This window comes from Sphingobacterium prati (assembly GCF_013167215.1).
In the GTDB taxonomy this organism is placed as follows: Bacteria; Bacteroidota; Bacteroidia; order Sphingobacteriales; family Sphingobacteriaceae; genus Sphingobacterium; species Sphingobacterium prati.
In genome coordinates this window covers 12,316-35,521 of sequence record NZ_JABJWY010000024.1, presented here as the reverse complement: position 1 = coordinate 35,521, position 23,206 = coordinate 12,316, and the positions used below count along the sequence as shown (strand labels likewise).

At 37.5% G+C, this 23,206-nt stretch carries 26 protein-coding genes; 15 read left to right on the top strand and 11 right to left on the bottom strand.

Going from position 1 to position 23,206, the window contains the following annotated elements; genetic code table 11:
* The first annotated feature begins 140 nt into the window (after positions 1-140).
* Together HPC41_RS06140 and HPC41_RS06135 are read left to right on the top strand one after the other, a co-directional pair.
* Positions 141-497, top strand: a complete 357-nt coding sequence (locus HPC41_RS06140; RefSeq protein ID WP_172393160.1) for a two-component regulator propeller domain-containing protein — start codon at positions 141-143, stop codon at positions 495-497.
* A 75-nt stretch (positions 498-572) separates the two neighbouring features.
* The gene (locus HPC41_RS06135; RefSeq protein WP_172393159.1) at positions 573-2,642 is read left to right on the top strand and encodes a hybrid sensor histidine kinase/response regulator transcription factor; all 2,070 of its coding nucleotides are present in this window, start codon (positions 573-575) and stop codon (positions 2,640-2,642) included.
* Between the two features lie 380 nt (positions 2,643-3,022).
* Here the strand turns inward: HPC41_RS06135 and HPC41_RS25770 are convergent, their stop codons facing one another.
* Together HPC41_RS25770 and HPC41_RS06125 are read right to left on the bottom strand one after the other, a co-directional pair.
* Positions 3,023-3,259, bottom strand: coding sequence for a DUF2798 domain-containing protein (locus HPC41_RS25770; protein ID WP_172393158.1), 237 nt, complete (start codon positions 3,257-3,259; stop codon positions 3,023-3,025).
* Positions 3,246-4,013: a nuclear transport factor 2 family protein gene (locus tag HPC41_RS06125; protein ID WP_172393157.1), complete on the bottom strand. Its 768-nt coding sequence runs from the start codon at positions 4,011-4,013 to the stop codon at positions 3,246-3,248. The genes HPC41_RS25770 and HPC41_RS06125 overlap by 14 nt, the downstream gene beginning before the upstream one ends.
* 149 nt (positions 4,014-4,162) lie before the next feature.
* Between HPC41_RS06125 and HPC41_RS06120 the strand changes: the two genes are divergently transcribed.
* The 11 genes from HPC41_RS06120 (at position 4,163) to HPC41_RS06070 (ending at position 13,362) form a co-directional block, all read left to right on the top strand.
* Complete coding sequence (locus HPC41_RS06120) at positions 4,163-4,534, top strand: winged helix-turn-helix transcriptional regulator (protein ID WP_172393156.1); 372 nt, start codon at positions 4,163-4,165, stop codon at positions 4,532-4,534.
* Positions 4,535-4,859: 325 nt separating this feature from the next.
* The gene (locus HPC41_RS06115; protein WP_172393155.1) at positions 4,860-5,447 is read left to right on the top strand and encodes a Crp/Fnr family transcriptional regulator; all 588 of its coding nucleotides are present in this window, start codon (positions 4,860-4,862) and stop codon (positions 5,445-5,447) included.
* A gap of 51 nt (positions 5,448-5,498) precedes the next feature.
* The gene (locus HPC41_RS06110; RefSeq protein WP_172393154.1) at positions 5,499-6,182 is read left to right on the top strand and encodes an MBL fold metallo-hydrolase; all 684 of its coding nucleotides are present in this window, start codon (positions 5,499-5,501) and stop codon (positions 6,180-6,182) included.
* A 159-nt stretch (positions 6,183-6,341) separates the two neighbouring features.
* Positions 6,342-7,022 carry a 2'-5' RNA ligase family protein gene (locus HPC41_RS06105; RefSeq protein WP_172393153.1) on the top strand — a complete coding sequence of 227 codons (681 nt, stop codon included), beginning with the start codon at positions 6,342-6,344 and terminating at the stop codon, positions 7,020-7,022.
* Positions 7,023-7,159: 137 nt separating this feature from the next.
* Positions 7,160-8,152, top strand: coding sequence for a hypothetical protein (locus HPC41_RS06100; protein WP_172393152.1), 993 nt, complete (start codon positions 7,160-7,162; stop codon positions 8,150-8,152).
* Positions 8,153-8,221: 69 nt separating this feature from the next.
* Positions 8,222-8,812, top strand: coding sequence for a TetR/AcrR family transcriptional regulator (locus HPC41_RS06095; RefSeq protein WP_172393151.1), 591 nt, complete (start codon positions 8,222-8,224; stop codon positions 8,810-8,812).
* 235 nt (positions 8,813-9,047) lie between these two features.
* Positions 9,048-9,512: a hypothetical protein gene (locus HPC41_RS06090; protein ID WP_172393150.1), complete on the top strand. Its 465-nt coding sequence runs from the start codon at positions 9,048-9,050 to the stop codon at positions 9,510-9,512.
* 2 nt (positions 9,513-9,514) lie between these two features.
* Positions 9,515-9,829, top strand: coding sequence for a DUF3817 domain-containing protein (locus HPC41_RS06085; protein ID WP_172393149.1), 315 nt, complete (start codon positions 9,515-9,517; stop codon positions 9,827-9,829).
* A gap of 399 nt (positions 9,830-10,228) precedes the next feature.
* Positions 10,229-11,167, top strand: a complete 939-nt coding sequence (locus HPC41_RS06080; protein WP_172393148.1) for an SPFH domain-containing protein — start codon at positions 10,229-10,231, stop codon at positions 11,165-11,167.
* Between the two features lie 349 nt (positions 11,168-11,516).
* Positions 11,517-12,650, top strand: coding sequence for a sensor histidine kinase (locus tag HPC41_RS06075; protein WP_172393147.1), 1,134 nt, complete (start codon positions 11,517-11,519; stop codon positions 12,648-12,650).
* A gap of 10 nt (positions 12,651-12,660) precedes the next feature.
* Positions 12,661-13,362, top strand: a complete 702-nt coding sequence (locus HPC41_RS06070; protein WP_172393146.1) for a LytR/AlgR family response regulator transcription factor — start codon at positions 12,661-12,663, stop codon at positions 13,360-13,362.
* Here HPC41_RS06070 and HPC41_RS06065 read toward each other — a convergent pair.
* The 5 genes from HPC41_RS06065 to HPC41_RS06045 form a co-directional block, all read right to left on the bottom strand.
* Positions 13,359-16,442, bottom strand: coding sequence for a lantibiotic dehydratase (locus HPC41_RS06065; protein ID WP_172393145.1), 3,084 nt, complete (start codon positions 16,440-16,442; stop codon positions 13,359-13,361). The two genes, HPC41_RS06070 and HPC41_RS06065, sit on opposite strands and share 4 nt — an antisense overlap.
* Before the next feature lie 7 nt (positions 16,443-16,449).
* Positions 16,450-16,836, bottom strand: a complete 387-nt coding sequence (locus HPC41_RS06060; protein WP_172393144.1) for a response regulator — start codon at positions 16,834-16,836, stop codon at positions 16,450-16,452.
* A 65-nt stretch (positions 16,837-16,901) separates the two neighbouring features.
* Complete coding sequence (locus HPC41_RS06055; protein ID WP_172393143.1) at positions 16,902-17,048, bottom strand: hypothetical protein; 147 nt, start codon at positions 17,046-17,048, stop codon at positions 16,902-16,904.
* A 280-nt stretch (positions 17,049-17,328) separates the two neighbouring features.
* Entirely contained in the window at positions 17,329-18,042 is a 714-nt protein-coding gene (locus HPC41_RS06050) for a 2OG-Fe(II) oxygenase (protein WP_172393142.1), read from the bottom strand.
* Between the two features lie 290 nt (positions 18,043-18,332).
* Complete coding sequence (locus HPC41_RS06045) at positions 18,333-18,857, bottom strand: DinB family protein (protein ID WP_172393141.1); 525 nt, start codon at positions 18,855-18,857, stop codon at positions 18,333-18,335.
* Positions 18,858-19,280: 423 nt separating this feature from the next.
* On the opposite strand from HPC41_RS06045, the gene HPC41_RS06040 reads away from it, so the two are divergent.
* Positions 19,281-19,838 (top strand): dihydrofolate reductase family protein, encoded by a 558-nt coding sequence (locus HPC41_RS06040; RefSeq protein WP_172393140.1) that lies wholly within the window; start codon positions 19,281-19,283, stop codon positions 19,836-19,838.
* A gap of 208 nt (positions 19,839-20,046) precedes the next feature.
* Positions 20,047-20,682, top strand: coding sequence for a hypothetical protein (locus tag HPC41_RS06035; RefSeq protein WP_172393139.1), 636 nt, complete (start codon positions 20,047-20,049; stop codon positions 20,680-20,682).
* A 116-nt stretch (positions 20,683-20,798) separates the two neighbouring features.
* Here the strand turns inward: HPC41_RS06035 and HPC41_RS06030 are convergent, their stop codons facing one another.
* The 4 genes from HPC41_RS06030 to HPC41_RS06015 form a co-directional block, all read right to left on the bottom strand.
* Positions 20,799-21,107 (bottom strand): NPCBM/NEW2 domain-containing protein, encoded by a 309-nt coding sequence (locus tag HPC41_RS06030; RefSeq protein WP_172393138.1) that lies wholly within the window; start codon positions 21,105-21,107, stop codon positions 20,799-20,801.
* Between the two features lie 81 nt (positions 21,108-21,188).
* Positions 21,189-21,554 (bottom strand): nuclear transport factor 2 family protein, encoded by a 366-nt coding sequence (locus HPC41_RS06025; RefSeq protein ID WP_172393137.1) that lies wholly within the window; start codon positions 21,552-21,554, stop codon positions 21,189-21,191.
* Positions 21,555-21,642: 88 nt separating this feature from the next.
* Positions 21,643-22,239: a hypothetical protein gene (locus HPC41_RS06020; RefSeq protein ID WP_172393136.1), complete on the bottom strand. Its 597-nt coding sequence runs from the start codon at positions 22,237-22,239 to the stop codon at positions 21,643-21,645.
* Positions 22,240-22,414: 175 nt separating this feature from the next.
* Positions 22,415-23,011, bottom strand: coding sequence for a Crp/Fnr family transcriptional regulator (locus HPC41_RS06015; protein ID WP_172393135.1), 597 nt, complete (start codon positions 23,009-23,011; stop codon positions 22,415-22,417).
* Positions 23,012-23,206 lie beyond the last annotated feature (195 nt).

Sequence of the window (23,206 nt, the reverse complement as noted above, 5' to 3'; positions counted from 1 at the left end):
TATTAGAGAAAGAGCTTTGCCGATATAATCGCAGTTATTAATTAGAACGGGTACAAAAACTGGTGTATAAATATGTTGTAATAGCAACCAAGAGGTCGCATTTCTTTTAGCGAAACTGATGACGGTAATTCCTTTAAAATTTGCTGTATCTCATAAACCGTTCCGTTCTCTTGGTTAGTCTGGCTGCTTGTACTTGGCTGGCTACCAAAAGAGGTATAAAAATCTTTGACAGTAAAAACGGAAGCTGTACAACATTGACAATTGCAGACGGATTATCAAGTGATGATGTACGTTCATTAGCTGAGGACTCGGATGGACAAATATGGGCAGGTACAAGCTATGGACTCAACCGGATACAATACGTTCCCAATGAAGGAAGAAAACATAAGACTATAGTTTCAGCCTTCGATTTAAGCGACGGGCTGAATGGAATGGTTTTTAATCCCAATGCAGTATATACGGATAAAACGGGTAAAATATATCTGGGGACCAACTAAGGCTACCTGAGTTTTTATCCAAGAAAAATTCCTGTCAACAAAAGTATTCCCCGCGCACGATTTACCGAATTGTTGTTGTCTAATGAACTGATGAATCCGGGGGATAAAAGAAACGATCACATGGTACTTCCCCGTTCGATTGTCGATCTTGACCAGATCGTCCTGAAACACAATGAAACAAACTTCACAATTCGCTTTTCAGCATTCAATTTTATACATCCCGAAAAAAATAGATACAGATATAAATTGGAAGGGATTGACAAAGAATGGATAGAAACGTCACGTAGCACCGGATTTGCTTCCTATTCCAATCTTAATCCAGGTCATTATGTGCTCAAGGTTTATGCTGGCAATGAGGATAATGTCTGGTCACCGAACCCCATTGAGATGCATATTATTGTCAATCCACCTTTTTGGTTATCCTGGTGGGCTATCGTTATTTATATCATTGCTTTTGTATGGTTGGTTCGGTTATTTATTAAACATCGTTTAAAACGAAAACAAGACCAGCTTGACCAAAATGCACGTATGTTGGAAGCACATAAGCTGCATGAAATTGACCAGTTAAAATTAAAGTTTTTCACCAATATCAGTCATGAGTTTAAGACACCGTTGTCGCTGATCATCAGTCCGCTCGAAATGCTGCTGAAAGACTCCAGTTATCCTGAACAGCAGACTGTACTGGGAGTGATGTGCAAAAACGCGCAGAAACTGTTGACTATGGTCAACGATATCTTGGATTTTAGAAAACTCGATCAAGATAAAGCGAGGCTAAATATCTCATCGGGTAATATAGTCGAATTTGTCAAAGAGATCAGCACGTCATTTCTGTCTATTGCAGCTGAAAAATCAATTAAGTTAACATTTACGACCAATCATCAATATATTGATACGACGTTTGATAAAGATAAAATGTACATGGTGTTATCAAATTTGATATCCAATGCCTTTAAGTATACAAAAAATAAAGGACATGTGGATGTCAGGGTTGACATATCCGAGATGGTAATTGATCATCAAATTGACAAGAAGCTCAGTATCACCGTTTCTGATACAGGAATTGGAATAGCAAAGGAAGATTTGGATCATATTTTTGATCGTTTCTTTCGAATTGAGTCCAATGATACGCATGGTATAACAGGGACAGGTGTTGGACTTCATATTGTAAGTGAATTTGTTAAGATGCATGCCGGCACAATCGAGGTCGACAGCGAACTAGGCAAAGGGACAATCTTTACGGTCCATCTACCGATGCCGAAAGAAGGCTATAGTACAAACAAACAAGACGTCATCTATTCGGGTAACGAAATTGAAAAATATGAAGAAAATAACGTCGAAAAAGATAAGAAAACGATCACAGAAGCAGACCGTGACGTTTATACACTGCTAATTATTGATGATAACGAAGATTTTCGTTTATTTCTAAAGGATCTTTTTAACCGTGATTACAGAATTTTGTCTGCTAGAGATGGTCAATATGGTTATGACCTTGCTGTTGAGCATATTCCGGATATTGTTCTTTGTGATGTCATGATGCCTAATGTTGATGGTTATGAATTTTGTCGAAAAATTAAGCAAGATATACGGACATCTCATATACCTGTTATTTTACTTACTGCAAAATGCTCAGATGAAAATCAATATCAGGGCATGGAGGCCGGAGCTGATGCTTATATTTCAAAACCCTTTAATATAGATATTCTCCGCGTTACGCTTAACAACATTGCTAGGAGGCAGAAACAACTCCAGGAAAAATTCAGATCAAGAGCCGATATTTCGACAACTAAACCCCAGATTGTTTCGATGGATCAGAAGTTTATGCAGAAAGCTATAACGATAGTTGAGACTAATCTGGAAAGAACTGACTTTTTGGTCGAAGATCTATGTCGGGAGATGGCTATGAGTAGAGTTAATTTTTATAAAAAGATACTTGCTTTGACAAATAAAACACCGTCCGAATTTATCCGCTTTATAAGACTTAAGAGAGCTGCAGAGCTTCTTGAAAAAAGTCAGATGTATATTGGTGAAGTGGCATTTTTGGTCGGATTCAATGAGCCCAAATATTTTAGAAAATATTTTAAAGAAGAATTTGGTGTCACGCCCAATGAGTATAAAAAGACGGTTACACATCAATCTGATAGTTAAGTTGAGATCTGATATAATAAATGTACTCTTGCAGGTATCATAAGGAATCTCACCGAAAGTGCTGAGTTCTGAACTGAGTCTGTTAGAATCTCATCAGCTTGTCAAAAAAAAATAGAATATACACCCCGGAAAGATATAACTTACTATGTTTTGACCGATCACGCCCAAGAAATTTCGGACGTCTTAAATACCTTAATTGAATTTGGATTGTCTAATCGTAAGCAAGTGATCAAATCTATGCATCAAGAAGAAAATTAATTTGGAAAAAATCATGAACTTTTTGAAGTAAGATTTATTGAATATAGATAGGAATAGTAAGAGAAAAAATGAAATAGTGTTCCCAAAAGACAAACTATTGGGAACACCACATTTTTATAAATCTACTTTTTATCCAAAATCTTACTTGTTATTTTATTAGCAAGTGGCAATAGGAGTAATACGCAAGAATAAACAATAGGCAATGAGAATGACCATGATCTTAAGAGTTCACATATTCTATTTTCAACCGGAGTATCTTCAGTAAAACTTGATAAAACTGACATCACAAAAGTTGTAGGCAGAACTACTAAAAAGGTACTCAATATTTTATAAATTCTAACTTTCTTAGAATTTTCCATTATCATTTTTTCGCTTTTCCGGTTCAGGTATGATTTCAATGACGTCCCAGTGTTCTATAATTTTATCTTTCTCAATTCTATAGAGATCATAGAAGGCAACATGTTCTCTTTTGAAAGAACCCTCACTTATTACCAGGACAAAATTGCCCTCTCCGAGTACTTTATGTATTTTATGATAAATTTGAGGTTGTCCCTCTCTTTTCCATTGTTCCATCGTATTTAAAAACTCCTTTACTCCATCTCCCATTTCTGGATTATGTTGAATTAATTCGTCTTCCTCAAAATAATTAGAGGCTAAATCTATTTTGCCGTTGATAAGAACGTCTTGAACAAACTGCTGTGCAATGGATTTGTTAGTCTCAGTTTTATGATGATCTTTCGCTTTAGTCTTTCCGTCGGTCATTGTTCTGCCGCTTTTGTTCAAGTTTTTTGAATTGAATTGAAGATTATCCCAATGTTCAACACTTATTCCATTTTCAAAGCGATGTATGTCGAAAGCAACCGTAGGTTCAAAGAGAAAATAGTCTACATGAACAAAACCATAATCTCCATCTTGAAATTTGCGGACTACATTTGTGTAAACTTTATCCATCGGCATTTGCTCATGTAAATCTAAAATTGATTTTAAGCCCGTTGCCACATTTGGATTATGTTGTTTATAAGAAGTAGGGCTGAGTAATCCGATCTCTGCCAAGCTTTCAGTTTCAATGCTATTTTGTATAGCTTCAGCTTTATCTCTATTCGATAATTCCATTTTTTTTATTTTAATGATTAACTGTGGTCAAAGGTACTGACCTTCTGTACCGCAAAAAATATGGGTAAAAATATTACAATAGTGAAAATATTGTCCCTATACTGCTTTATGTGAAATATGCTTAGATTTGGTTAGTAAAAGAAATGACAATGTACGAGAAAAAAATACCAAAAGATTTTAGCTGTGGCATCAGTATTACACTTGAGATTATGGGAGGAAAGTGGAAGCCCTGTTTGATTGATTCTATTAATAAAGGAATGCATAGGCCCAGCGAGTTAGCGAAACATCATCCAAATGCAAGCAAACGGGTTTTGAGCTTACAACTAAAGGAGTTAGAAGCGTATGGCGTTATAAGAAAAGTAATTCATCCTGTACTTCCTCCTAAAGTCGAATATTTTTTAACTGAAGTAGGTGAATCTCTTTTACCACTTGTTGATATGATGGAAAATTGGGGTAGTGAATTTATGAGTGAATTCAACAATAGACAAGAGAATATACACGTAGGCGTTACCAAAATGTAGTTTATATTTGTGGTACGAATGAGTGGATGGACGAGGATCTGTAAAGGCAATATTATCAATCAGAACGATTTTTGACTTTACTTGTGGATATTTTAGATTATCAGAAGTGAATGACAGCAGGTCTGACTCAAGAGCACCCGATCGTTGTTTATAAACGGAAACAAGGCAGAGGTTACTAAGAACTTTTGATATAGTTATATGAACTAAAAAAGGCAGCAGATGCGGTTTTTTTTGATACACAATAATTGCTAAATTTGGATGTTGAATTTGGTATGCAGCACATAGACGACTAAAAAGAAAATAAAAAAAGACTAAAGATTGGGAAATGACCGATGTATTTGAAAATTACCTGTTCTCAATAGGAGGATTATCAGCTGCGGAAATCCACTTTTCTGCACAATTTTTCAAACCGATTCACTTAAAAAAAGGTGATTTTTTTATTCATGAGGATGAATCCTGCCGCCATATTGGGTTTATCGCTAGTGGTGCCGTAAAAGCATATGCTAACGACAAAGAAGGAAAGGAAAATATAACCTGCTTCAAGTTTGAAAATGAATTTGTCACCTCGTTTTCGGAATTTGTAATGCAGACAAAATCCAGAAGGAGTATCAGGGCTATTGAAGACAGCATAATCTATAGAATAAGCTATCCGGATTATCGATATCTGCTTGATCAGGTGACCGCTTGGAATGGAGTTATAAAATTGGTGGTGGAGCAGGAATATTATCAAAAAGAACGTTATTTACTGAATTATAATAATAAATCAGCTGTGGATAAATACCGTTATGTTCTTTCTAACGAACCGAAGCTCGTTCAGCGCATAGCAATGCAGGATTTGGCGTCGTATCTGGGCGTCACACAACGATCGCTTACACGTGTGAAGGGACAAATACACAGACCCAACGTATTATAGGACAAATGTCCTTACGCAATTCTGATGAGCGATGTAAATTTGTAAAAAAACATGTTACGTCAAATTGCTCCCGAAGTGTTCCACATTTCATTAATGCCGCGAAATAGTATTAACTGCTATATTATCGAAGGTGTATTGGTAGACTCCGGAATCAGGAGCTCATATACTATTGTAAAGAATGCTCTTCAAAAAACCGCTGTTCATCAACATATATTGACGCACGCACACGCAGATCATCAGGGCTGTAGCGATCAGATATGTGCTGAGTTCGCAATACCCTTACTCTGTCACCCCAACGAAGTTTTTAGGACTGAAACAGGTATGGTAACCAATGATTATCCAAATCCGCAACACTGGATAGCAAAGCTTCAACAAAAGTATTGGGCAGGTCAAGGACATAAAGTCGACCGAACAATCGTTGAAAACGATAGGGTCGGAAACTTTCGCGTAGTAGAAACACCGGGGCATTCGGCAGGTCATATTTCTTTATTCCGTGAACGCGATGGTGTACTTATAATCGGAGACGTAGCGATAAATATGAACCTGCTTACAACTGCAACAGGTTTGCGGCTTCCGCCAAATATATTCACTTCAGATCAACACCGCAATATAAAATCGCTACAGAAATTAGCAAAACTGAACCCTGCCATCATCTGTTTTGGTCACGGACCGATCATGCGAAATACTGATCGCAAGTTTGAGCAATTCGTGGCTAAATGCAACGGGTTTATTTAAACCGTACCTTAGTGCTTTAAATGTGTATTTGTAATTTTGCTTAATGTCAATGCATTTCAGCCTTATATAATTTACATTTTTATGCTCAGGAATCTTTGGTTACTAAAACCAAAGACCTAAATTTACGAGACTCAACAGCAGGTATTTTGTGAAAATATTATGGAACTGATACAACTTTATGACAGTCTGTTCAATCAGGCTATTCGACAGATTAGCAGAGGAGAGGTTCAAATTGATCGGAAGATAGATGATAATGGAGACAGACGCCGCGGTCTGACCTTATTGATAAGACCCAGCGATGATATTAAAGTACTTGTTAGGGCGTTTCAGGACGAAATGCTAAATATTGAGGGAGAGCAGTATTATCAGCCAATTTCTGATCTACACGTTACAGCACTTTCGATAATCTCTTGCTATGAAGGTTTCGATATAGGTCAGGTTCATATTCCAGATTATGAATATATTATTTCGCAAAGCCTCGAAGAAATTCCTAAGACCAAGCTGACGTTTAAAGGGATAACAGCAACTCGGGAGGCCGTGATGATACAGGGTTTTCCGATGGACGAGGGCCTTGAAATGCTGCGCGACCGTTTAAGAAATAATTTCAAATCCGCAAATCTGCAACAGAGCATGGATTCGAGGTATAGACTGACTACTGCACATATGACTTCAGTACGTTTTCGGAAAGAACTGCAATCTCCTTCTAAATTTGCGAATTTATTGCATGATTACAGAAAGGTCGAATTTGGTGAAATGAGAATAGAATCGCTTGAATTGGTATACAATGATTGGTATCAGAACAGCAATATCGTCAAAACACTTCGTTGTTTTAGTGTATAAATTTCAGTTCTGAAATTATTTGACAGCAAATATTGTAGCAACTGATAAAACAGTAATAAACAAAATTGACATTTAAAACATACTGATTAGTATGTTTTTGTTTTACATTTGCTCTATTCTTTTAATTGAGTCAGATAATGAAAAAATCCTATATCATATTGCTTGGTATCATCTTCATACCGGTGCTTTTGGTCGTACTGAATGATAATGGTGTAAATTCAAGCATTGAAGATAATCTTGAATTCCAGCCGAAGCTTTCTCAATACAGATTATTTCAGGGTAAAATGGCGGATCTTACTCCAATTGAGGAGGCCGAGCTACTCACTATTTCATCGACACTATTTACAGATTATGCCGAAAAACAACGCTTTGTTGTTCTTCCCAAGGGAAAAAAAATGGTGGCGCGTGGAAATGCGCTGCTCGATTTTCCAGACGGCACCATATTGGCCAAAACTTTTTTCTATCCCAAAAACTTGGGGGAGGGGAGAAAACTTATTTTGGAAACGAGGCTGTTGATTAAAAACAAGTCGCAGTGGAATGCGGCTACCTATAAATGGAACGATTCGCAGGACGAAGCCTACCTGCTTACAGCCGGCACTACTGTTCCGGTTACCTTTTGGGATGAAAAGGGCAACAGCAGGAAGACCGCTTATAAAATTCCATCCAGGGTGGATTGCATCGCATGCCATAGGCAGGGCAACCGTGTCTTTCCAATCGGTCCTAAACTTAGAAATCTCAATATTGAGGTAAAACGAGAGGCGAAGTCTGTGAACCAGCTAGCGTACCTCAGGCAAAGGGGCAGGCTTGAGATTACATCGTTTTTAGGAATTGGCCGAATGCCAGATTACCGCACTCCTTTAGAGCCGCTGGAGCGGAGGGCTCGGGCTTACCTTGATATCAATTGTGCCCATTGCCACAGTCCTGGCGGGATAGGCGGGATCACCCAACTCGACTTAAGGTATGAAACTCCCATGAATGAGACTGGTATCCTGCTCAAGCAGGGAAAAATTGCCGGTAGGATCAGTATTTCCGGAGAATTGCACATGCCTAAGATAGGGACGACAGTTCCTCATGATGAAGGCATCCGGCTGATTTTGGATTATATCCGGCAGCTCGATGACAAGAAATAAAAATTAAGAGCAGAAAATTCCTAATTATCGGTATATTTCACACCACAGTATAGATATAGTATATTTATTATGAAAAAGGCAGAGACAACGCGGCTAATGATCCTGCGCAAGGCATTTGAACTAATTTATGCAAAGGGATACCGAAACACTAGTGTAGACGAGATAATCGCCACCACGCAGGTGACTAAGGGCGCATTCTATTACCATTTCAAATCCAAAGATGCGATGGGCTTAGCCATTATAAACGAAATATTGAAGCCGACGTTAAACGGAAGCATTATCGAGCCACTACAGTCTGGAAGCGATCCTGTGGAAAGTATTTATGGCCTGATTCGTTATTTATTGCTTGAAGATAAATTCCTAAGAGTCGAATATGGATGTCCCGCAGCGAATTTTACACAAGAAATGACTCCTTGGGAGAGTAAATTCAGAAAAGTTCTCGAAGAGCTTACCGATGAATGGGTGAATGTCATGGTATCGGCACTTGAAAGAGGGAAGGAGCGGGGGGTAATTCGTACTGATGTAGTACCCCAACAAGTAACACTTTTTATTATTTCTGGTTACTGGGGTATCAGAAATTTCGGAAAACTTGCAAACAGCAAAACAGCCTATTTACCCTATCTGAAGGAACTTAAGAACTATCTGGGGAGCCTGAAATAATTCTGGCCTGCCATACTACAACAAGTTGCGAGCAGAAACGAGAAAATCCATTTGTCGGGTAAATTATAATCTTCCCTAGCAAGTAACAGCAGCATATAGATTTTTTACATTTAAAACATACTAAGTAGTATGTTTTAAATGTATCTTTGAAATCAGGAAATAAGTTACGCAAGTTTGGACGATAGCGATCCCAGAAAATCATTCGTAGCAACAAAACATAAAAACAATAAACACAATGCACTCCACATTATTACTTGTACACTCATGGAGCCGATGGCTTGTGCTGGGCTTTTTACTTTACGCAATCTACCGTGCTTCGATAGGCTATTTCAAAAACGAACTGTTTACAAAAGCAGATGATAGTGTTAGGCACTGGACAGCAACCGCAGCGCATATCCAGCTGATGCTCGGAATCATACTGTTTACCAATAGCCCCGTTGCCAAAGGCTACTGGGCATCCGGACAGGAATTACTACAAAATTTCGATACGACCTTTTTCGGGTTGATCCACAGTATATTGATGTTAACTTCGGTTGTGATACTGACAATCGGCTCGGCTTTAGCGAAGCGTACGACTGCCGATCGCGATAAGTTCAGGATCATGCTCTTGTGGTTTTCTGTTGCGTTGCTTATCATTTTTATTGCGATACCATGGCCATTTTCACCGTTTTCAAACAGACCTTACTTAAGAACATTCTAAACATGAAACACTATTTTGTCACATCTGTCGGCAGGCTAAGATTGCTTGCTTTTATGGAGGGCATTTCACTGCTCGTGCTTGTATTTGTAGCGGTACCAATGAAGCATTTCTTTGACAACCCTGTGCTGGTAAAGGCTATCGGTCCAGTGCATGGCGCATTGTTTTTGCTTTTTATATTTAATACACTGCGCGTTGGCGTGGAAGAGGGATGGAAATTCAGGGCAACGACTTGGAAGGTTCTTCTAGCATGTATTGTTCCATTCGGTACGTTTTACATAGACTATAGCATTCTTCGCAGGATAGATCCAAGGGGCTGAAACGCTAATTCAATTTTTTAATAGCCTGTTTTATAGTGAGAAAACAATTTCAGATAAACGATACAAGCTTGATGGTTAGGTAAACAGAGGGGTACTGCTATTTTCCGGTTGCCAAGTTGTTGTGGTTTTATAAACAGATTTTTCTAACTTTCCGTAGTTAAAAGCCGCGAGTAGTTTGAACTATTTGCCGGTGAAATTTCTATGCAAGTAGATATTTGTTTTACCGACATTGTATTCCCCAAAATTTGCAGATTTATAAAATATATCGTTTACAGATTGATTCAATTTAACATATTCTTGAAGAAATTTTATACCCGTTTACTGAAAAAATAAATGGAATTGATAGGAATGACAATTTAAAGACGTAGATTTGTTCCTCATCAATAATAAACTTAAGATATGATATATTTAGGAATTCTGGTCGTGTTCGGACTCATTACATTATTCGCATCTTTTTATACAGTAAAACAAGAATCAGCAGCTGTGGTAGAAAGATTAGGTAAATTTTTGAAAGTAAGCCACGCCGGTCTGCATTTAAAAATTCCGTTTTTGGATCAAATTTCTAAACGTTTGAATCTTAGAATAAAGCAATTGGATGTCATCATCGATACCAAAACCTTGGATAATGTTTTCGTAAAGATGAAAGTTTCTGTTCAGTATCAAGTGATCAGAGAAAATGTAAAAGACGCTTATTATCGTTTGGAAAATCCTGAAAATCAGATTACGTCTTATGTTTTTGATGTTGTTCGTGCTGAAGTTCCAAAAACAAAATTAGATGATGTTTTTGTAAGAAAAGACGATATTGCAAATGCTGTGAAAAGTGAATTGCAGGAAGCCATGCAAAGTTATGGCTACAATATTATCAAAGCCTTAGTGACAGATATCGATCCTGATGAACAGGTTAAACACGCCATGAATAGAATCAATGCTGCAGAACGGGAAAAAACTGCCGCAGAATACGAATCTGAAGCTCAAAGAATACGAATTGTTGCTGTTGCAAAAGCCGAAGCGGAATCTAAAAAGCTTCAGGGGCAAGGAATTGCCGACCAACGAAGAGAGATTGCAAGAGGATTGGAAGAATCTGTAAAAATGCTGAATGCCGCCAATATTAACGCTCAGGAAGCTTCTGCTTTGATCGTGGTAACTCAGCATTATGACACGTTGAATTCTATTGGTGCCAATACTAGAAGCAATTTGGTATTGCTTCCCAACTCACCAACAGCCGCAAGCTCCATGCTGAATGATTTGGTTGTTTCAATGGCAGCAACACAAAAAATGGATGAATACAATAAAGCTCAATCGCCCGAACTTCCCAAAAATGGAGGTCCTCAGGAATAGCTATCTGCATACAATTACAAGTGCTATAATGGCTCATTAATCATGGCAACTCATTTTAAATAAGGATTAACCACTGTGTTATGGGAGGAACTAAGTAATAAACCCTTTTGGTGCTTCAAATCCAAATAAGAATGCTAAATTTATGTAACTTTAATTTTACAATAATTTCTTTATTTTAATATTCAAAACGTTAAAATACTATTTACGAAAGACTCTTATAATCAAAATATTATCTTTTTTTTACTCAGTACTGCTCTGAAATACATTTTTTTTATTGAATTGATCTGTTTGCAGTCTGCAGAACTTGAACTATATCTTTATATTTAGGGCAGATCTAACTGGGGAGAACATGATATCGGTAACTGAATTCTTTCAGAATTATAATCCTGTGAAGCGCGTTGTTTTTCATTTGTGCTTTTGGTTTGTCGTTTTAGGTATGCAGTTTATTGGATACCAGCGTATAGATCCCGATAATTCCTGGTTACTTTTTTGTAAAGATATCTTTTCACTTTTATCTATATTTTATGTCACTGCTTATATTATAATACCTCGCTGGTTTATCCAAGGCAAGTTTTTGCTATGTCTACTATGGTTGGTTATTATTTATGCATGGTGGTCCGTACTGACCTATTACGGTGCGCTATTGACGGTTAACTTTCTATCCCCGGATGAGCGGTTGAAGGGTTATTTGCTCTTTATGATCGATAAAGGAATCCTTGGCGCATTCCGAATTTCATCCATTACCGATTATCTATTGGATTTTATTTTTCTGGTTGCATTTCCTTTGACTGTTAAGATTGTACAATCCTTTATGAGCGTCAGAAATATGAAAGTCAACCTGGAACTTAAGAATGCCGAGCTTGAGCTCAATAATGTACAGCTCGAATTGGCTTTTCTCAAACATCAGATCAATCCCCATTTTCTGTTAAATACACTTTACAGTATCTATGTTCTGGTATCGGACAAGGATGATCGGGGAGAGCGGAGTATGATGCGCCTCAGTGGTATGATGGTCTATCTACTACACGAAAGCAACCAGCCACAGATAGAATTATCCAGAGAGTTTCAGTTAATCCGGGATTATATAGAGTTGGAAAGGCTCCGGTATAATGAATCACTACAAATCAACCTTAATCTTGAAACAGATGATGAATATTGTACGCTTGTACCGTTGATATTTTTTCCATTCGTGGAAAATGCCTTCAAACATGGCCCCCGCACTAGTGCATCTAATGCGTGGGTGACAATCGACATATCTGTAAGAGATAATATTTTGTATATGCATATCTCAAATGCATACCGGGAATTACCCAAACCTCAAAATTATATTGGCGGACTTGGTATACAAAACGTTCGCAAACGGCTGGAACTTTATTACCCTGATCGGCATACCTTCAAGACCTCTTCAGAAGCTGGAATTTACTGTGCCGAACTTATTGTCGAGCTGTTGGAAAAGGGGGGTAAAAATCAGTATAACAAATAATTAAATCATTATGTACAGGATAAAAACTATTCTTATAGAGGACGAACCGATAGCTAGAATGCGCCTCGAGAAGTTAGTCAAAAAGATCGGTATCATTGAAATTGTGGGCGTTTACGAAAATCCAACATTAGCTATTGAACTACTTAAGCAGAGTAAGATCGACCTTATCCTGTCTGATATCGATATGCCTGAGATGAATGGAGTAGCCTTCTTGAAGGGGCTTTCCCATCCACCTTTTGTGATCTTTATCACCGCTCATTATGAGTATGCTGTTGATGGCTTTGAACTGGAAGTCATTGATTATATCTTAAAACCCTTGCTGACCGAGGAACGGCTAGTGAAAGCCATAGAAAAAGTGCAGAAAGCAATTATGTTTTCACGAGGAGGTCAAGGAGAGAGCAAGTCGATTAAGGTTAAAGATCGAAACAAGACCATATTCATTGACCCAAATGATATCTATTACTTAAAGGCTTGGGGCGATTATATTCAGATCTATTCGATCGAGGGAATGCAGACACTCCTTAGTACCATGAAGGAGATGGAGACGGCATTGCCATGGGATATGTTTGCCCGGATGCACCGTTCTTACATTGTTAACCTGAAGTATATAAAAGGGGTAGAGGCGAGCAAAGTTATACTCAAAGACGGTACCGAACTATCCATCGGATTGCAATATCGAAACCAGTTATTTACCCGAATGGGCCTTAGTTAAACATTGATAGCTTCATGCCGAGGTAGTCCATATTTACCGATCCGCATCCGATAGAAATTCATCATAAAGTGGTAAATCACAAGCTCATATAAGCGCTGGTCGCTCATAAACAATCTGTTCACAAACATGTGAATATAACTGGACAACAAGGATTCAGCTGTTTGCGAATAGACCAAATCAGGCTCTTTCGATTTTATTAACCTGAATATTTCACTTTGGACCTGATTCATTTCCGCAAGATCGGAAAGGGGGAGACTTTGTAAGACCAATTCATCAAACCAGTGTTTTCGCAGCTTAAATTTTTGATTCAGCTGTATTCGCATCTGCCTTTCGTTGCCAAACTCATTATGGTATAAGCCGTACATATTTTTGCAGAAATCCCGCCTTTCAGCCCATGTTAACCCAGCATTTTCAAAAATACAGTCGATATAATCAAAAGCGAGTTTCCACCGATCATTGATTTTTGTGGATTCCTGTATTTTTTGAACAACCAGCTCACTTTCGTAATAGAATAGCTCCTCGCTTTTTTCCATGCAAAGTGGAGTATATCGTTCGACCTCACGGACGTAGGTATCATACGAGACTTCAGCGATCTGTCCGTTTTCTAGGAGCTTATTCAGATTAGCGTTCAGACAAGATACTACGTGATGAAAGGTCTGTTGGTCAAAGAGCTCTATACGGAGCCTGATGTGTGGCCTAGGGTTATTATAGCGAATAAAAAACCACTTTTTCGCTATCTTTTCCTGTTTGAGCGTCCCAATTATTGCCGGAATATAATCACTTAAAAGATGGTCAGCCATGCTGTTACCGCAAAAGATTTTTGCGTACACCCAGTTGCTTCCTAGGGGGAAGTTCCGTGTAAGATCACTCACAATTGGAGGAGTACATTCTTGTTGTGCCATCACAGCTGAATAAAAAGGAATAATCAATTCATTTGCATATGAATACCCATTTATGTCCCTTACTGGAGATTTAAAATTGTCAAGGATGTTTTCTGTCAAGATGACCTCCTTCTTGGCCAGTTGTTCGACTAGCATTTCGATGCACAGGATATTATCCAGATTGAGTAATAATTCATTGTCGCCATTAGTCAGCACTACGTTGACTGGTATCATATGCTTTTGTCTGATATCAGCGATGAGCGACCTTTTTCCCAGGGTTGTATCAGGAATTTCTGCTATTTTGGAAAGCCGCCATTGCTCACGGCACAAAATGATATTTTTATAGCTGACTCGTGGCAGTCGAGGTTGATTTTTTAATGTACCCCAGCTCCAACCAATATCCAAGCGATGATTCTGAAACTGAAAATCAGCTAAAAACTTGTATAAGTTCATACCATCGGAAAAATTATGGGCCGAGGTGAGCCGTGGCTCAATGATCTGTTTGAAAGTTTTAGACCACAGATATAATTTTCCAGCTTTCGCAAATACATACAGATCATTGATGCCGACCTGCTTTTGAACAGCGCCAGGCGTCACTGCCAAGCATATCGTTAACATTCGGATTTCAGGTCGTTGAAGGATGTTGCCCAAACGGGCATCGGGTAAATAAGCTATTTCCGCCAATTGTGTCCTACCAAAGTGCTCTTGTTCTTTCACTGCAGATTTATAGAGGGCATCCGATAGTTTAGGATCCAAATAAGCAAATCTTGAAAAAAGATTGCCAGAAGAAGAGCCTCCGATGTTTCCAAGATTAAAGAGCATTTCCTCCGCAGATTCCCTATGCAATAGATTTCCAAACGCATAGAAAGACTTAGGAATAAGCTGATCCTCTGTTGTTTCGATACCCAGCAGATCCTCGTCGGTTATTATTATCTCCGAGAAACGGTTCATTGCGCTTGCGTGAAATTTTTCATTGACCAATTTCTGATACCGATGTGGTTTGTCTGGCGCAGCTATTCCGTTTGTATTGTTTAGATCAGACAGTACCTCATCCATCATCCGGTACGTATTTTTGTTGCTGCCATAACCTATACCGGCATCCACGTCGAGTGCATGCAAAAGCGAAACCATACGATCACCAAATCGTTCTTGAAATGCAGTGCTGAATCGTTCAAAATCCCCCATTGGCTTAGGGTTATTCAATGCCAATAAATTTTGGAGCTGCTTTTCCAGCATGTTGATCACTGAATGCGGAATCTGATTTTTAGCCATTCCGAGCAATAAGTCCGCCTGGATAATTTTATTAGAATTCAAGTCCGAAAAATGCGTTCTAAGATATTCCGTTACTAAGATGTTGGTTTGTTGTAATTGCGTATTCTCCTGCAGTACCTTAGCCACCGACAGCATCGTGGGTAAATATCTATTTTTTGTATCCACCTTACGTAGGGCTCGTATGAGCTGGTCAACATACACCTCGCCAATTACACCAAGCTTCAATTCTGAAGATATTAGGCCCAACTGCAACAGCTTGTCAATATATTGCGAAGCCTGTTCCTCAGTAGTACCACGCTGTTCTAGTAAACTATGGAGCATTTTATAACTAACCTTACCCTGACTTTGGTCAAATAATTCCAGTATCTGCTCCAACACTAAGGTTGAGCGCACCTGTTTTAATGTATTTTTAACATCTGTTTGCTGATAATATTTATACCAATTGCCCTGCTTATAAATTGTAGGATTGGTATAATACGTTAGTTCTTTTGCGATATTTCGATCTTTTGAGATCAGTTCAGCAATTTCGATTAAACTTCCGGTATCTAATCGAAGGGTTGCACGGTCTGCCTGGTCTCTGGTCAGCGCCAGTTCGGAGTCATTATCCTTGTTTATACGTCCTAATGAAACGCCTGCAAATAGGCCAAAGGGTGTACTCCGAGTTGCCATTCGGACGGTATATTTAAAGAGCGTGCTGATGATTTTAATGTGTGTTTCGTTATTCTGGCACAACCATTTTTCTACTTCATTCAGAAAATTAGGACTGGCTAGATAGATTGCATCTCGCAGACGACGATCTTGATAGATATGACGTAGTTCAGATGCGATGGCATCAAAATCCGACAGCTCCATAAGTTTCGTGATTTTCTCCAGATTTAATAGGGGGGAACGGAGTAGGAAATAATCTTCACTAGTGAACGCGGTCATAGGTAAATCAATGCATGTTGAACATTTCACCAATACATTTCCGAAACATCTCGGGCGATATCGGTTTTTGGAGCGCATAGTGGCTACGCTCTTTCACAAATTTGGGATAGTCCCTTTTACAGATCGCAGAAGTGATCACCAAAAATGGTATATCAGCGATATGCTCCTCTATATTCTCTATTATTCCGCCACTGACGACCAAGTCCAAGAAAAGTATATCCGTATTTTGTAGATCAGGTGCAAAACTGGTTGGATCTTCGATATCCTTAATTGTTCCCTTGATGGATAAACTCGGAAACATTCGAATATATTCAATTATTTTCTTTATTGCCAAAGGCTCATCTTCGATAATAAGACATTTAAGGTTGGGAGGCATATAAGTAGTCTGTAACATTAGATCAGGGATTAAAAAAAGTTGTGAGAGTGCCTACCAGTTCACTCCCACAAAGCACCCTACTATTAAATTATTCTCGATGACGTGATGGTTCTGATAGTTGCCAATACTTCATCTCCATCAGCGGTTGTAAACGAAGACAGTTCTACAATACCTATAGTCTGTACATCCAGGGCAAAATCTTCGGTTGTGAAATTTTCAATACAGTCCATAACTTTATGTTTATCTGATACAAATGTGTTTTTTACCAGGTAGAAGAGAAAATTATATCGATAGAATTGAAAATAGGTCCGACGAACGTTGCTCACTGTCCGACAAAAAAATACATACCTGTGGTTAAGCGTATGTTTTCCAAAATGCGGAGCATGCTTTGATTATCCAAGTTACACTTTTAACAAATTTTTCAGGATAGTGATTGCTGATGCCTTTTATTCAAACCGAATTGAATCGATCAGACGTTTAGGACAAGGCATTTAATAGTTACTGTCTTATTTAAGATTTCGCATCGTGAAAGATGATACCAAGGCTATGTCTGTTACCATTATGGAGTGGACTAACGCCATGTTTCATGTTTACCCGATAATAGCCCTTTGTTCCCTTCACAGGTCGGAAATTGGTTGTGAAGATTACCATATCGCCACGATCTGGTTTTAACACATTTGCTTTTGATTGTGAACGAGGGATCTGTTCGGTTATGACAAACTCACCGCCGGTATAATCCTTATCAATCTGGTCAAGCATAAAAACCATCTGCATCGGGAAAAAGATTTCACCATACAAGTCCTGATGGAGTGTATTGAAGCCATCTTTACCATATTTTAAAATAAGAACAGTCGACTTTTCCTGCCCCTGTTTCCAGCAAAGTCTTTTCATGGCTATATGAGTATCTGGAAACTGTTTGTCGATATTCAGCTCCTGCATCCACAAGTTGGCAACGGGTGCTATTTTGGCGTACACTTTTTCCCGCATGGTGGTAATCAACTTAGGCAATGGGTACTGAAAGTATTTATATTCACCCTTGCCAAAACGATAGCGTTCCATATGGATTGTTTTGCGATAGGCGCCGTCTGCTTGGTATTCAGCTATCAATGTATTGCATTCCGTCATATTTAGTATATTCCGTACAATAACAAAACCTTTATCGTGCAACTCTGTGGTGATTGTCTGCCAATCTTGAGCATCTAACCTTGTTTCTATATTTTCCATAATGTTATTTTAAATATAAAATTAGCGCTAAGATGTGGTTCAGAAAATCCGAAATTTGCGGTTTTTATTAAATTAACCGCTTCCCGACCGTATTTTATCGGTGTAAAAACGAAAACGTCAAAAACATCTAGAACAATTTTAAAACAAGTGTTGACTCCATTCTACAGGACAAAAGTAAATTGAAAGAACTCATTGCATTAAACTTTGAAAAGTAATCAAAAAAGATTTGTAATACTTTCTGAAGAATAGGATGTTTTTCGGCCATTCAGTGAGAATGTAAATGAGATTCCTTATTGGGGCGTTTTTTCCAGGTTCATTTTTGTTTGAATTAAATGATGCGTCGGGTGATACGTCATGAGGTAAAACATTTCTCTTATTGTCAAATTTCCAAGCAACGGGTGTGGCAAAACAAGCGTATCAAGTTCATCGTCAGTGTATTGGTTTAGTAACTGTTGAATAGATAATAAATTTTTTTGAATATTGGCTGTGATAATGGCTTTTTGCTCAAGGGGAACTTGTTCAGGTAAAAATTGTGGTGGTGCTTTAAGGCTTGTCTTAAAATAATTTTCAATTACCGTATTATAATTCCAGGTAGGGCGGTTTATTTTCCCGAACTTCTGCATAATAAATTCCTTAGACGGCAGTACTTTCAGAAATGGCAACAAGGTGAGGTAAACATGGCTTAATTGTTGTCCTGCAGTCCATTTGCCGTTTTCTCTGTACATAAATTGTTCATCCGTCAGAGAATTTACATAATCAATCATTTCTTGGTGATTGATATAAAATCTTTCTATCAGCTCTTGTTTTGTCATCATTTTGAATTATTTATTCTCTTCACTCAACTATTACTTACTAATATAGCTTACTGCTAACGTTCCAGGCTGCGTGGCCATTCAATTTGTCTATTGCCGACCCCTTGTTAGCTGTTTTTTTATTTTGTCGACATAACTCGCTGATATGCTAAAGTTCTTTATTTATAATTGATCGTAAATATCGGTCCTCACTTCACTTTTCAAGTACAAGTAAATTTAAAAAAAGTTTCAGTGGTGACCAACGTTTCGTTGCAATGAAATTTGTTCTAACGTAAAAATAGCTGAATACAGCAAATCATATGCTATTCGCTAGGGATAAGTTATAACTTAATTAATCTTTACGCTATCCTATTTCTTAGCTTATGAAAAGCTTATTGAGCATCTAAAGTTTTAAATTTAATGCATAGATAACTTGGTTTGAAAGATATGAGAAAAGTAGTTGCAGCATTCAATATGACACTTGACGGCTTTTGCGATCACACAGCGGGTATTCCTGATGAAGAAATACATTGTCATTATACGGCTTTGTTAAACAATGCCGCTGTCATTGTATACGGTAGGATTACTTATCAGCTTATGGAATATTGGCGGCCTTTTGTGCAAACTCCTTCAGGTGAGAAATCAAAGGATGAGTTTGCATTGGCTATTGATAAAATTCAAAAAGTCGTTTTTTCAAATAGCCTGAAAAGTATAGACTGGGAGCGTGCAAAATTAGCCGATGGAGAACTTAAAGATGAAATAATAAAGTTGAAACAGCAGTCAGGTGGGGATATTTTAGTAGGGAGCCGCAGTTTAATTATACAGCTGATGAATCTTAATCTGATCGACGAATTTCAATTATGTATTTATCCTGTTGTTGTCAGGCAAGGGCTTCCACTATTTGAAAATATTGATGATAGAATAATCTTTAAACTATTAAAAACAAAGACTTTTGCACGCGGCTCGGTACTGTTATACTACCAACCGACCAGTGTGATTGATTAAAAAAGAGGAAGAAATGCATGTATGATGATATAACCTATATTTTACAAATTATTTATCAGATCGATAAATATAGCAAAATTCTGATGTCGCCTTCCAAGCTTTAAAAAGTAATGGCCGTAATTGTTGTGAATTATTGGGTACAAAAATTACTATCTTGCTGGAATAATATTAGTTAGTGAATTCAAATCGCAGATCAAAACAAAATAGGATGAAAAGAACTAATAAAGGTTTTTACCTCTATTTTATATTCATTTTAATTTTAGCCCCAATGAGTTTATTCGCCCAAAGTATTAAAAATAATTATACTTATTTGGTTAGAGAAGAAAATGGGGACTTAAATCATGATGGTAAAATGGATAAAATAACTGTAAAGATGGACACTGTGGATGAATCAAGGCCGTTAAGATTGCAAATTTTCCTATCAAAACCCAATGGGAAGCTAATGGTGGCGGTATCCTCAGATAAAATCATCGAACCACAGTATCCTGCTGAAAACCATGGCAAATTTAATGGTTATCAAATTCCGAATTTCTTTATAGAAAAAGGAATTTTAAAAGTGTGGAGCGAAATTAAAGGAGGGAATATTACTTACCACTTTAGATATAACAATAGCCATTTTGAATTGATTTATGTCGATAAACTTACATACGATGGAACCAAGGGTTATATTGACGAAAATACAGTATTCACAGAAACTAAATTTGACCTCAATACAGGAATTAGAACCGAATCCTGTGAAAAATCGGGTTCAGTTAAAGCACTGAAGGTAAGAAAAAAAAGAGTTTTGATACGGCCCTTACCCAAAATACAGGATTTCAAATTTTCTGACAAAAATCTATATTAACTGTAGTTCGTTGGATAGGAGTTTAAACATTAAATATAAACTATTGCCTTTAACATTATTCTTTGTGTGTAAACAGTATCGTTATCTTGAAATCTACTTTTCATCTGAGACTTTTTCTATTTTATAAGACATGGGGTGCACCAAATTGACCAGGCATTATAGTTATTTCCGGTCTGATCTTGAGTGAAGAGCTCAAGATCATCAATATCTGTAACATCTATATCAAAAAGATGTTGTTCATTGGGTTTTACGTTATAGGAAGAAAGGATTTTTCCGTTACCGTGGATGATAAATTGAATGCCTTCTGGTTTTTGTGCACCGTCACATAAAGCTGCTCTGATCTTCAATTTTCGCCACTTTTTTGCAAGCTTAAACTTATATAGTGATGGAGCATGGGCATATAACTCTTTACGATATATCTTCAATTAGGCCTAAATATCCACTCTAAAGGACTTGAACCGATTTTAATCTTGGTTTAGATGAAATGGCTTTTAAAACGCTTTCGCTTAAATAGCAATTCCGCTGCCACCAACTACTTTTATACCTTCTGGAAATTTTTTCCAGAAACGGATATATTTATATTTCGCTTCAAAAGCCTCATTATCGTAATCTCCTTTTAACTCCATCTGCAGCGTAATGACTGCCATATCGTCTATGATATTCAGGTTCTCTGTTTTGGATATAAGTTCGTGCAATTTTAAATTCCCTTCACGGTAAGTTTGTAAGTCGATTTCCTTTGTTATGGTCTGACCGCTAGGTACTATAAAAAGTAAATCAGTATGCAATAGCTTGTCGAGTACTTCTATATCACTATTTTTCATTGCTTCATAAAGCACCTTCTCAAGTTGTAAAATTTCGTTTTTTGTAATCATTTCTTACTATTTATTAGATTAAATTCGTAAAACACACACTTGTCGGTTATCTGTTTTTATTTTGTCATGAAGCTTTTATCGCCATGGCTTATTGTTTCCATTTTACTTTTCCGGTATGGTCATACATTTCTATAGAGGGGTTGCCTAGACTATCAACCTTTAAAACAATTCTCGGTACTTCATTATTATCTTTCATCACCAGAGATGCATTCCCGTTTTCAGTTAGCAGGTTGATACGGTTGATATTATGTCCGGGCTTACCGGATAAATCTTTATCGTTAATCAATAGGCCAGCCCTGAAATAATTGTCGTGTTTATTATCTTGTGCCAGAATACCAATGGCATCGGCATTCTGATAATCAAATGCCAGTGCATTCAGATTAGTCTCCTCATTATCAGTGATCGCCAAACCACCTCTTTCGTCGCCGTTTTTATCAAAGAAAATCAGACCTGCGGGCGTGTAAGCCCTTTTGTAAGTTTTGCCGTTGATAATGGGTTGTGGAATGTTATCCGTGTTTGCAATAACCACGCGATTTTTCCCCGATCTGTCCTTGATATCTATTCTTTCCGTTGTTAAGTTGTGTTTGTTGTTTAAATAAAAGTAGGCTGCACAAGCCATCAGGACGATATTGGAAAGAATAAGTGCGGTTAAAAATATTTTTAGTGTTTTCGAAATTGTTTGCATAATTTAATATCAGTTTTTAATTATTACTTCCTTATATTGAGCTTTTTAAGCAGTATTACTTTGTGTTCCATTTCAGATTAGCACCTTATAATCTGCTTTATTTTTGCTTTTATAAAGCAAAAATAAAGTGTGGTTTCGAGGATACCCTTTACATAGGTTGAGTGCAATGATTTTTTTATCTGGTCAGTTCTTTCCGTATTCTGCTCAACTGTGTCGGGGTAATGCTCAGGTGCGAAGCAATATATTGTAGTGGAATTCTGGTATCTATCCCCGGATGTGCTTGCAGCAATTTTAAATACCTTGTTGTGGCACTTTCGGTCAGTAAGGAAATTTCTCTTTCTTCATTTATGACTATCCATTTTTTTTCCAGATAGGCAATGTACAGGTTCTTTAATTCATCATTTTGATTAATAGCTGCTCTTGTCTGATGGTAGGGCATACATACCACTGTGGTGGTTTCAATAGCTCGCAATGTAAATTCGTTGGGTGTTTTTATGATTGCCGAAAATCTGGTACTCGCAAAATCTCTCTCCAAATAAATCCATTTATTCCAGATAGCTCCTTTTTCATCTATGAAATAAGAGTTTAATGCACCTTTACAGACAAAGAAAATGTCATTGGCGACACGTCCTTCCCTTAGTAAAACTTCATTTTTTTTATACTCTTGAATGTGCACAGTTTTGGCCAACAAATTAAATGCCTTATCCGAAATAGGATGCACCTTCACAACAGCTTCTTTAAAGTCTGCGAGATATTTTTCTGTTTCCGTCATTTGTTGCAGTGGGGTTACATGATGATATTACTTTCAAATAAATATAAGATATCTTTTAAATAGTTAAAATTGTTTTTTCTTCTTGAGTAAATAATCCCGTATCTTTCGGGGCAATGAACTGATGTCGGAAGAAAGACTTATGAGCTGCATCTCCAAGTATTATGTGTTATGATAGATTTGGCTACAATAAAATCA